General features: G+C 74.6%; 10 protein-coding genes and 1 riboswitch. Of the genes, 7 read left to right on the top strand and 3 right to left on the bottom strand.

Features of this window, described 5'->3' with window-relative positions:
• Nucleotides 1-31: 31 nt before the first annotated feature.
• Nucleotides 32-277, bottom strand: coding sequence for a hypothetical protein (locus ACFYPR_RS24735; protein WP_354859203.1), 246 nt, complete (start codon nt 275-277; stop codon nt 32-34).
• A 76-nt stretch (nt 278-353) separates the two neighbouring features.
• On the bottom strand, nt 354-668 hold the full coding sequence (locus ACFYPR_RS24730; protein WP_354859204.1) for an SMR family transporter: 315 nt from the start codon (nt 666-668) through the stop codon (nt 354-356).
• A gap of 55 nt (nt 669-723) precedes the next feature.
• Nucleotides 724-794: riboswitch (guanidine-III (ykkC-III) riboswitch) on the bottom strand.
• Nucleotides 795-887: 93 nt separating this feature from the next.
• Here ACFYPR_RS24730 and ACFYPR_RS24725 point away from each other — a divergent pair.
• From ACFYPR_RS24725 to ACFYPR_RS24695, 7 genes are all read left to right on the top strand, one after another.
• On the top strand, nt 888-1,811 hold the full coding sequence (locus tag ACFYPR_RS24725) for an ornithine cyclodeaminase family protein (protein WP_354859207.1): 924 nt from the start codon (nt 888-890) through the stop codon (nt 1,809-1,811).
• Between the two features lie 94 nt (nt 1,812-1,905).
• Nucleotides 1,906-3,414, top strand: coding sequence for a 30S ribosomal protein S12 methylthiotransferase RimO (gene rimO, locus ACFYPR_RS24720; protein WP_354859208.1), 1,509 nt, complete (start codon nt 1,906-1,908; stop codon nt 3,412-3,414).
• 77 nt (nt 3,415-3,491) lie between these two features.
• The gene (pgsA, locus tag ACFYPR_RS24715) at nt 3,492-4,088 is read left to right on the top strand and encodes a CDP-diacylglycerol--glycerol-3-phosphate 3-phosphatidyltransferase (protein WP_354859210.1); all 597 of its coding nucleotides are present in this window, start codon (nt 3,492-3,494) and stop codon (nt 4,086-4,088) included.
• Between the two features lie 117 nt (nt 4,089-4,205).
• The gene (locus tag ACFYPR_RS24710) at nt 4,206-4,823 is read left to right on the top strand and encodes a CinA family protein (RefSeq protein WP_387262685.1); all 618 of its coding nucleotides are present in this window, start codon (nt 4,206-4,208) and stop codon (nt 4,821-4,823) included.
• Nucleotides 4,824-4,975: 152 nt separating this feature from the next.
• The gene (locus ACFYPR_RS24705) at nt 4,976-5,437 is read left to right on the top strand and encodes a helix-turn-helix transcriptional regulator (RefSeq protein WP_354859213.1); all 462 of its coding nucleotides are present in this window, start codon (nt 4,976-4,978) and stop codon (nt 5,435-5,437) included.
• Nucleotides 5,438-5,638: 201 nt separating this feature from the next.
• Nucleotides 5,639-6,511: a PspA/IM30 family protein gene (locus tag ACFYPR_RS24700; RefSeq protein WP_355066838.1), complete on the top strand. Its 873-nt coding sequence runs from the start codon at nt 5,639-5,641 to the stop codon at nt 6,509-6,511.
• Between the two features lie 20 nt (nt 6,512-6,531).
• Complete coding sequence (locus tag ACFYPR_RS24695; protein WP_354859216.1) at nt 6,532-7,317, top strand: hypothetical protein; 786 nt, start codon at nt 6,532-6,534, stop codon at nt 7,315-7,317.
• A 15-nt stretch (nt 7,318-7,332) separates the two neighbouring features.
• Here ACFYPR_RS24695 and ACFYPR_RS24690 read toward each other — a convergent pair whose 3' ends face one another.
• Nucleotides 7,333-11,100, bottom strand: a complete 3,768-nt coding sequence (locus ACFYPR_RS24690; protein ID WP_387262683.1) for a hypothetical protein — start codon at nt 11,098-11,100, stop codon at nt 7,333-7,335.
• Nucleotides 11,101-11,160 lie beyond the last annotated feature (60 nt).

The following is an 11,160-nucleotide window of genomic DNA, read 5'->3' as shown; positions in this document are numbered from 1 at the left end:
GGAAGCCGGCGGGCCCGTGCAAGCAGAACGCTCAGTTGTTGATCAGCGCGCCGATGATCACCAGGCTGATGATCGCGGCGACGACGCTGGCCGCGGCGGCGTACCAGCCCAGCGGCTTGTCGCCCAGGACGGCGCCGACGACGCCGGCGATCACGCCGAGCACACCGAAGATGATCGGGTTGAGCAACAGGGCGAGCACGGCGAAGACGAAGCCCACGATGGTGAGGATGCGGGCGGCGTTGTTACGCGGGCGGGCGGTGGTGGGGACGTCGGCCATGTCTTCCTCCGGTGTGAGAGCCTGTCGTGCCAGACCGATCAACTACCCACCGTGGACATTGGTCACGCGTACCTCTTCAATGGAAGATCTTCAGTCCGACCACGCCGGCGATCACCAGCAGCAGGCAGAGGACCCGGGGCAGGCTGGCCGACTCGCCGAGCGCCAGCATCCCGACCAGCGCCGTCCCCACCGCGCCGATGCCGACCCAGACCGCGTAGCCGGTGCCGACCGGGATGTCGCGCAGCGCGTACGCCAGCCCGCCCATGCTCAGCACCAGGGCCAGCACGAACACCGCCGACGGGAGCAGCCGGCTGAAGCCGGCGCTGCGGTCCAGGGCGATCGCCCAGACCGTCTCCAACAGTCCAGAGATCACCAACACCAGCCAGGCCATCGTCCACCTCACGAAGGAGCGCCCGGGCTGCCGCACCGGACGAGTCGGGTCGTCACGTGGGGCGTCTTGGCCTGACCGGGTACGCCCACCACTCGTCCGGAGTGGTCACCGGCATCCGGGGCCACCGTGGCCGACGCTAGCACCGGCCCGGCGGCCGGGATGGTGACTCCCGCCACCACGCGTTGACCTCTACCTCGCTTCAACTTGCAGTATGGCGAGATGGCCCTGCTCTATGCCGATCCCGAGATCGCCGCCGTCCTGGACGCCACCACCACCGTCGACGCCATGCGCGTCGCCCTGGTGGCCGCGTACGAGGGGCGGCTGGTCGCCCCACCCCGGGCCGCCGCCCCGCTCGGCGGGGGACGGATGGTGCTCACCGCCGGGCACCTGGTCGGCGAGTGGTACGGCTACCGCTCGTACGACACGTTCGGCCACCCGCAGGGCGAGCAGCTGGTGGTGCTGCACGACGCCCGCACCGGCGCGGTCCGGGCGGTAGCCGTCGGCGAGGAGCTGGGCTCCCGGCGTACCGGTGGGCTGGGTGGCGTCGCGGTCGACGCGCTGGCCCGGCCGGACGCGGCGACCCTCGGCGTGATCGGCTCCGGGCGGCAGGCGTGGACCCAGGTGTGGGCCGCGGCGGCCGTCCGTCCGCTGCGCGAGGTGGTGGTGCACAGCCGCTCGGCGGCGCGACGGGACTCCTTCGCCGCCCGGGTGCGCGCCGAGCTGGGCGTGCCGGCCCGCGCGGTCGCCGACCCGGGCGCGGCGGTCACCGGACGGGACATCGTGGTGCTCGCCACCACCAGCCCCACCCCGGTGCTGCGCGCCGCCGATGTGAGCCCCGGCACGCACGTCAACGCGGTCGGTTTCAAGCAGCACGACCGCAGCGAGTTCGGCACCGACCTGCTGGACGTCGCCGACCTGCTGGTCACCGACTCGCCGGCCCAGGCGGCGGACTACCAGCCGCCGATGCTCGCGGCCCTGCCCCCGTACGCCGGACAGTTGCGTGACCTGGGCGGCATCCTGGCCGGCGCGGTCCCCGGCCGGACCACCGCGGACCAGCTCTCCGTCTTCTGCTCCACGGGCCTGGCCGGCACCGAGGTCTTCCTGCTCGACGCGCTGACCCGCGTGGGCGCCGCGACCCGCTGACGGGTCGGCGCCCGGCGACGACGCGCGAGGTGTGTGCCGGACGACCACCCCGGCCCGCGTGCGCGGGCTTCCGCGGCCGGCCCGGTACCCTCGGATGGTGTCTGCCACCTCTCCTTCTCCTTCCGACAACGCCGACGGCCGTCGCGTCGCCTTGCTGACCCTGGGCTGTGCCCGCAACGAGGTCGACTCGGAGGAGCTGGCCGCCCGCCTGCACGCCGACGGCTGGCAGGTGACCACCGACGGCGAGGGCGCCGACGTGGTGGTCGTCAACACCTGCGGTTTCGTGGAGAAGGCCAAGCAGGACTCCATCCAGACCCTGCTCGCCGCCGCCGGCACCGGCGCGAAGGTGGTGGCCGCCGGCTGCATGGCCGAGCGCTACGGCCGGGAGCTGGCCGACAGCCTGCCCGAGGCGCAGGCGGTGCTGAGCTTCGACGACTACCCGGACATCGCGGCCCGGCTGAACGCCGTCGTCGCCGGGGAGCAGATCACCGCGCACACTCCCCGGGACCGCCGCGAGCTGCTGCCGCTGACCCCGGTGCAGCGCCAGAGCGCCACCGTGTCCCTGCCCGGGCACGGCACCGTGGCGCGCACCGTCGTCGACACCGACGAGCACACCCCGGCGCACCTGCGCCAGGTGCTGCGCCGCCGACTGGACACCGGCCCGGTCGCCTCGCTGAAGCTCGCCAGCGGCTGCGACCGGCGCTGCGCGTTCTGTGCCATTCCCGCGTTCCGTGGGGCCTTCGTCTCGCGTACGCCGGACGAGCTGCTCGCCGAGGCGGAATGGCTGGCCAAGACCGGCGTACGGGAGCTGGTGCTGGTCAGCGAGAACTCCACCTCGTACGGCAAGGACCTCGGCGACCCCCGCGCGTTGGAGAAGCTGCTGCCGCAGCTCGCCGCGGTGTCCGGCATCGTCCGGGTGCGGGTGAGCTACCTCCAGCCGGCCGAGACCCGGCCCGGTCTGGTCGAGGCGATCGCCGGCACACCGGGGGTGGCCCCGTACTTCGACCTGTCGTTCCAGCACTCCAGCGAGCCGGTGCTGCGTCGGATGCGGCGTTTCGGCTCCACCGACCGGTTCCTGGAGCTGCTGGCCAGTGCCCGCGCGCTGGCCCCGGAAGCGGGCGCGCGGAGCAACTTCATCGTGGGCTTCCCCGGCGAGACCCGCGCCGACATCGACGAGCTGACCCGGTTCCTGACCGAGGCCCGACTCGACGCGATCGGCATGTTCGACTACAGCGACGAGGACGGCACCGAGGCGGCCGGCCTGCCCGGCAAGGTCTCCGCCGCGACCATCAAGCGGCGCTACGACCGGCTCAGCGCGCTCGCCGACGAGCTCTGCTCACAGCGGGCCGAGGACCGGCTCGGCTCGACCGTCGAGGTGCTCGTCGACGCGATCGTCGACGGCGTGGTGGAGGGCCGGGCGGCGCACCAGGCGCCGGAGGTGGACGGTTCCACCACCCTGGTCGCACCTGCCGACGGCGGGGTCGACCTGGCCGCGTTGCGCCCGGGTGACCTGGTGCGGGCCACGGTGACCGGCACCGAAGGGGTGGATCTGCTCGCGGTGCCGGATGAGATGATCTCGGCGGCGCCCGGCGCGGCACGGTGACGGCGGGCCCGGACGAAGCGGGGGAGCCAGGTGGTGCGGTGCCGGAAACGCCATGGCGACCCGAGCGGAGCGAGGCGGTGACCGGGGCGACGGAGTCGACGCCGGCCCGGGTGGTCGCGCGGGTGCCCGTGCTCAACGCGGCCAACGCGCTGACCGCGCTGCGGCTGGTGCTGGTGCCGGTCTTCGCCGCGTCCGTGATCGTGTCGGGGATGACCCACGCGGGCTGGCGGATGGCGGCCTGCCTGATCTTCGCGGTGGCCTCAGCGACCGACCTGGTGGATGGCTGGATCGCCCGCCGGTTCGCTCTGGTCACCTCGGTCGGCAAGGTGGCCGACCCGATCGCCGACAAGGCGCTCACCGGCGCGGCCCTGGTGCTGCTCTCCTGGTACGACCGGCTGCCCTGGTGGGTGACGGCGCTGATCCTCGTCCGCGAGCTGGGCATCACCGGGCTGCGGTTCTGGGTGATCCGGCACGGGGTGATCGCGGCCAGCCGCGGCGGCAAGATCAAGACTGCGCTCCAGATCCTGGCCATCGCCTGGTACCTCTGGCCGATGCCGGCCGCCCTCGTGGCCGTCGGCCCCTGGATCATGGGTGCCGCCGTCCTGGTCACGGTGGCGACGGGCTTCGACTACATAACCCAGGCCCTCCGCCTCCGCCGCCCCCACCACCCCTGACCCCCCGGTGATCATGAAGTTATTGCCGTCCGGGCCGGCGTGTCGGGGCGATAACTTCATGATCGACGGGGTTCGGCCGGGAGGGTTGGGGGTCGGCGGGTGGGGAAGGACGAGCTCATGCGGCGGGAAGAGCGGGACGAGAACGCGACGGGTAGCGCGGCGGCGGGTGTCGTGCACAGTCTGTCGCAGCGCCACGAGACAGTGGCCACCGTCGAGTCGCTCACCGGCGGGCTGCTGGCCGCGTCGATCGTGGAGATCGCCGGGGTCAGTGGGATCTACCGGGGCGGGCTGGTCGTCTACGCCACCGAGTTGAAGTCCACGCTGGCTGGCGTACCGGCCGATCTGCTGGCCGAGCGCGGCCCGGTCGACCCGGACGTGGCGGCGGCGCTCGCCGAGGGCGGCCGGCGGCGCTGCGGCGCGGACTGGGGGCTCGCCACCACCGGGGTCGCCGGCCCGGAGCCGCAGGACGGCAAGCCCGTGGGCCTGGTCTACGTCGCGGTCGCCGGCCCGAGCGGTGTCGAGGTCCGCCAGCTCGACCTGGACGGCGGGCGGGACCACGTACGCTCGGCCGCCGTGGTCGAGGCGCTGCGGCTGCTCGCCGAACGGATCCACGCCGCCGACGAAGCCGCCCGGGACGGGTTGGAGACGGCCGACGAGGTCGCCCGGGACGGCGTGGGGACGGCAGACGAGGTTGCCCGGGACGGTCTGGGGACGGCCGGTGCGGGGCGTCGATGAGCCGCCCCGGGCGAACCAACGGGCGGGGCGGGATGTCGCCGGGCCCCACAGCGGGTACGGTTGCGGGAAGGCTCCGACGCTCGGAGTCGGCGCGGTCCGCTGCGGCCGGCCGCCCGACGCCGGGCGAGAGGTATCCCTCAGGGGGAGGTGCGATGGTCCTGCTACGCCGGGTGATCGGTGACGCACTGCGGGCGCGCCGGCAGGGACAGCAGCGCACACTGCGTGAGGTGTCCACCGCCGCCAACGTCAGCCTCGGCTACCTCTCCGAGATCGAGCGGGGGCACAAGGAGCCGTCCAGCGAGCTGCTCGCCGCGATCTGCGACGCGCTCGGCGCCCGCCTGTCCGAATTGCTGCGCGAGGTGAGCGACACCGTGGCCCTCGCCGAGCAGATGCCCGCCGGGGTGCTCGTCGGCATGCAGGACGAGCCGGCCGAGGCCGCGCCCGTCGGCGCGACGACCGCCGTGCGCAAGGGCGCCAACCGGGGCGTCCGTCAGGTCACCTCCGATGGCAAGGTCGCCGTGTCGGTCCGGCAGGACTCGCCGCTGCGGGCAACCCTGCGCAGCACCCGGGTCCGCCCCACCGAGCGCGACCGGGACGTGGTCTGCGCCGCCTGAGCCCGTCGAGCGGTTGACCATGGGCGACGTGGCCACAGCCGCGTAGGGTGGCCCGCAGGAGCCGACGGTTCCCGTCGAGCACCCGGTACGGATGCCTCGGTGGCGTTCGGCTGGGACGATGGAGACCGGCCGGTCCGCGGTCGGTCGGCTGAACCCGGCCCGATCGCGGTGGAGCGACGCTACTGAGGGGATACCGCGGAGATGGCGAACCCGTTCGTCAAGGGCTGGAACTACCTGATGGCGCTCTTCGGTGCCAAGATCGATGAGCACGCCGATCCCAAGGTGCAGATCCAGCAGGCCATCGAGGATGCCCAGCGGCAGCACCAGGCGCTGGTCCAGCAGGCTGCGGCGGTCATTGGCAACCAGCGTCAGCTGGAGATGAAGCTGTCCCGGCAGATGTCCGAGGTCGAGCGGTTGCAGGGCAACGCCCGGCAGGCCCTGGTGCTCTCCGACCAGGCCCGCGCCAAGGGCGACGAGGCCGAGGCGGTGCGGTTCGAGCAATCCGCCCAGGCCCTGGCCACCCAGCTGGTCTCGGCCGAGCAGGCCACCGAGGACCTGAAGACCCTGCACGACCAGGCGCTCGGCGCCGCCGCGCAGGCCCGCCGCGCCGTCGAGAACAACTCGATGATCCTCCAGCAGAAGCTCGCCGAGCGCACCAAGCTGCTCAGCCAGCTGGAGCAGGCCAAGATGCAGGAGACGGTGGCCCGCTCGCTGGAGTCGATGTCGTCGATGACCGCCCCCGGCACCACCCCGTCGCTGGACGAGGTGCGTGACCGCATCGAGCGGCGGTACGCCAACGCGATGGGCCGCGCGGAGCTGGCCGGCAACTCCGTCGAGGGCCGGATGCTGGAGATCCAGAAGGCGACCATCGACTCGGCGGGCTCGGCCCGGCTGGAGCAGATCCGGTCCAGCATGGCGGGGGAGCAGCTCGGCGGCACGGCGCAGCGCCCGGCGGTGCCGCAGGGTGAGACGGCGAGTCCGGGCAGCGACCCGACCGCCGCGGCCCGGCTGGACGAGCTGCGCGCCAGCATGGCCCGCGAACGGGGCACCGGCGACCCGACCGCCGCCGGCTGAACGGTCCGAGGAGGTCTTCGGTGGCAGACGAGCGGACGCGGTACTTCCGTCGGCTGGGTCGGCTGCGCCGGTCCGCCCGGCGGTGGAGCGTACTGGCCGGTGGGCTCGGCGGCGCCGCGGCGGTGCTGACTCCGTACGCCGGCCTCGGTCTGCCGGACGCGGCCTGGGCCGGCGCCGCGGGCAGCGCGGTGGCGTTGGCCGCCTGGCGCTGGATCGATCTGCGGGCGCTGGCCGCCCGCCCGGCGCCCCCGGCGCTGGATCCGGCCGAGGCTGCCGCCCGGTCCCGAGCCCGGCTGGTGGCCGCCGTCGAGCGACTGCCGGTCGGCTCGGGCGTGCTCGCCGAGGTGCGCCGCGTTCGCAGCCGGGTCGCGCTGCGCGGCACCACCGCCGGGCAGCAGTGGGCCCGACTGGACCGGGCGTCGCTCACCCTGGCCGGGATGGCGCCCCGGCTTACCGGGCTGGCCGAGCCGGCCGTGCTGGAGGCCGCTGCCGCCGACCGGTCGTTGCGCGACCTCGCCGCGCGGGTGGCCAGCGTGGAACGGGCCCTGCGGCTCGCGCCGACCGACGCCCGGGCGCCGTTGGCCGAGGCGCACCGCACGCTGACCGCCCAGCTGGAGAGCGGCGTGGCGGCCTACGAGCGGCTGGTGGTCGCCGCCGCCGGCTACCTCGCCGAGGACGCCCGACCGGAGCCCACCCACCCGGCAGCCGACCGGCTCACCGAGGCGACCGACCTGTTGCACGGGGTGGCCTCCGCCCTGGCCGAGCTGCGTGCCGGCGGCTCCGGGCTGCGGGCACCCACCAGCTGAGCCCCGCCCGGCCCGTCACGGTGGGGTCGTGACCGGGATCGGGCCGGTGTACGGCGAGCTGCCCACGACGTTGAACGACCGGATCCGGTAGTGGTAGGTCACGCCCCGGGCCAGCCCCGTGTTGGTGAAGCCGCGACCGGTCACGGTGAAGGTCGCCACCTCCTGCCCGAACGCCGGGTCCAGCGCCCGCTGCACGATGAACCCGGACCCCGGACCGGCGGGCGTGTGCGCCGTCCAACCCAGCACCACGGTGGCGGTGTCCGGCCCCGGCGCGCTCGCGGCGGCGGTCACCTCGCTCGGGGTGCCCGGCGCGGGCGGGGTGCTCGCCGCGGCCACCGTCGACCAGGCCGAGGCGGCACCCAGGTACGTGGTGCGGACCCGGTAGTAGTACGTGGTGTCCGGGGCGGCCGTGGTGTCCAGGTGGTTGTCACCGACCCCGATCGCCGTGGTGCCGGGGCCGCTGGTGAAGGTCGGGTTGGTGGCCCGCTGCACGTCGATGCCGGTGGCGAAGGAGCGGTTCGTCCAGCGCAGGGCCACCCGCAGCGGCGCGGCGGGCGGGATCGCCGCGATCAGCCCGCCCGGCGCGGCGAGGTGCACCGAGGCGGGCACGCTGTTCGACCAGGACGAGTAGCTGACGTCGTTCTCCGCGCGGATCCGGTAGTGGTAGGTCGTGCCGGGGGTGACGGTGGCGTCGGTGTAGCGGGTGGCGGCGGCCGCGACGGTGATCGTGGTGACGTCGCCGCCGAAGGTCGCGTCGGTGGCTCGTTGCAGCAGGTGGCTGGTCGCGGGCGGGCGTCCGCCGTTGCCGGTCCACGCCAGGGCGATCGCCGGCAGCGCGGTGGCCGAGCCGGGCACCGGCGTGGCGGTCAGCCCGGTGGGGGCCCTCGGGGTCACCCGCAGCACCAGCGGGCGACTCATGCCCAGGTCGCGGTGGCCGGCGAGCTGGCTGTGCCAGCGGTACTCCCAACCGAGGTTGACCATCTGGTTGACCACCACGGCGGGTCGCCCGTCGGTCGGGCTGATCGGCGTCGACCCGGCCCGCGCGCCGGGTGGACGGCCGGGGTCGAGCAACCGGACGCTGTCGCCCAACTTGAACGGCAGGGCCGGGGCCACGGGGCGGAGCGCCACCACCACGTCCTCCCGCGGGTTGACCCGGACGATCTGCTTCCAGCCCAGCTCGGCCCCGTGCGGGGGGCGCTGCGTGCCGTCCCAGCCGACCCGGTTGACGAGCTGCACGTCGCAGCCGCCGAAGTGCAGCGGCTCGGTCTGCCGGACGTTGCCGCTGATCCGCCAGAGCTGGGTGCCGTCGGCCGGCGCGCCGACCGGTATGGCCGGGTCGGCGGCGTACAGCACCTCGGTGACCGGGTCGGTCGGGCCGAGCGGCAGGGTCGCCGGGGCGAGCGGCCCGGCGTGCGGGTGGGCGACCCCGAGCCGCCCGGCCAACCGCCCGTGACCGGGTTCGAAGACCTGCTGGGCGGCCTTGACCTCGATCGGCAGGGTCACCGGGCCGGCGCCGCCCAGCGGTGTGAACGTCACGGTGTCGGCGTGCGCCGACACCGTCGTCCCGGCCGCCGTCCGGCTGCCGAAGGCCGGGTCGTACGCCGGCTGCGGCACGATCGGCGGGCGCTGGCTGGCCGCGTACGCCCCGGGCAGCCGCTCCCGCAGCCGGGCCAGGTCGTACGCCGGTTCGGGCACGCCGCTCACCCGGAACTGGAGCAGGGTGCGGGTGTTCGGGCCGTACCCTGGCTCGGTGGGCGGCGGGCCGCCCTCGGCCGTCCGGTCCGGCGCGTCGGTGTGCTGGTCGTAGCGCGGGTCGAAGCCGGGCAGCGGTGCCGGAGCGTCGTTGTAGAGGATCAGCGTGCTGCCCGGTGCCACGGTGGAGAAGTCGACGAGCACATCGGCGCGCTCACCCGGGGCGAGCAGCAGCGTGTGCCCGTCCACGTTCAGCACGGTCGGGTCGAGCCGGTCGTAGCGGTACCCGATCGGCCGGTTCGGCAGCACCACCGGGGCGGGCAGCAGCCCGGCCTCGTTGCCGATCTGGACGAACTCCGGGCCGGCGGCCCGTGGGTCCGGCACACCGCCGTCCCGCCCGTCGCTCGGCCAGGCGGCCGGCCGGTCCGGCGCGCGTACGGCGGGCACCATCGGCACCTCGCCGGCGTCCGCGTCGGCCAGGACGCCGTCGTCGGTCCACATCGGCGCGTCCGAGCAGGCCCGGTAGAGCTGGAGGTTGAGGCTGCGGTCCAGGCAGGCGTTGAGGATGCGGAACCGGTACGCGCGTGGACGCACCTCCAGGTACGGGTAGGCGACGCCGTTGACGAGCGGGGTGTCGCCGTACGCCGCGGGCACCGCGGACGGGTGCGGCACCCCGGGGCGCAGCGGCGGCTCGGTGGGCGCGCCAACGGGGTCGTGGTGCGGGTTGGGCACCGGCCCCGGTCCGGTCGGCGGTGGCCCGCCGGTGATCCGTTCCGCCAGCGGCCAGCCGTCCACCGTGGGCTCGCCGTCGGCCCGGCTGCCGTCCGGGGCGGGACTGCGCGACCAGGGGCCGTAGTCCCACCGGCCGGTGGGATTGCGCCCGCCGGACCGGTACGGGTCCTGCCGGGGCTGGTAGACGTGGGGGTGCCACAGGCTGCCCCGGGCCCCCCACCGTTCCCGGTCCCAGGTCGGGTCCTCGGCGGCGAGTTGGGTGTCGTCCGGCACGAACGTCTTGTCCTCGATCACCAGGGGCAGCTGGTCGGCCGGCAGCACCCCGTCGGCGACGAGCTGGTCCTCGACCGGGTCGGTGAGCAGGTAGGGCGCGAGCTGACCACCGTAGACGGTGAGCCGGGCCAGGCCGAGGGTGTTGTCGTGGAACCAGAGCAGCCGGCCGCTCTGCTCGTTGGGGAAGTAGAGCGTGGTGGCGCCGGCACCGGGCGGGGGCATGTCCGGCACGGGCGTCAGGCCCGTCCCGGTCGGGTACGGGGTGATCTCGCCGGCCGGGGTGATCCACTGGCCGGGGTTGCCCGCGCTGGTCCAGCCGGTCTGCGCCCCGGCCAGGTGCAGCACCGCTCGATTCTGCGGGTACGGCGCCGGGCCGTCCAGCGGGCCGATGCCGGCCCCCTCGACCGTCTCGTCGACCGGCAGGAACAGCTCGCCGGCCCGGCCGGTGGGGAGCTGGTTGATGAACTTCACCCGGACCGGCCGGCCCCGCCGGGCGTGGATCATCGGGCCGAGGTGCCAGGGCCGTTCCGGGGGCGCCACCGTGTTGTGGCCGGACGCGTCGGTGCCCAGGTTGAGCTGGCGGTAGCCGCGCAGCCGGGTGGCCGGCAGGTCCCGGTGCAGGCGTTGCGTGTACTCCTGGAGCCCGATCTCGTAGTAGTCGCAGCCCGGGTAGCTGATCGTGTCGGGCACCGCCACCGGCAACCGCCCGCCGAGGTCGGTGCCGCCCGCCCGGCCCGGGATCGGCAGCGCGTCGACGAACTTCCGCAGCCCGGTGCCCGGCACCGGCCGGCCGTCGGGGGCGCGCGTCGGGCGGGGACTGTACGCGACGTTCGGCACCGGCCCGAAACAGCGCGGCACGGCGGTCGGGTCCAGGCTCGCCGCGGGGGCCCCCTCCTCGGCGGTACGCGCGGCCGGGACGGACACCGTCCGGGCGAGGCTGTCGGGGGTGGGCCGGTAGAAGAAGGTGGAGCGGAGTCTGCGGAAGATCGCCATGACTCTCCCCGGGGTTGGGGCACGAGGATCGCCACCCCGGCGTGGCGACCCCCGGCACTCTGCTGACGGGCGGTGAGCATTCAACCGCAGCATGCGACGTCGGAGGCCGGATAGGAATTACCCAATCGTCCGTATCTGGGCTGGCCCCGGTCG

Source organism: Micromonospora sp. NPDC005254 (genome assembly GCF_042872525.1).
Lineage (GTDB): Bacteria > Actinomycetota > Actinomycetes > Mycobacteriales > Micromonosporaceae > Micromonospora.
The sequence above is the reverse complement of the archived record's forward strand: the minus strand, read 5'-3'. Positions and strand labels throughout refer to the sequence as shown.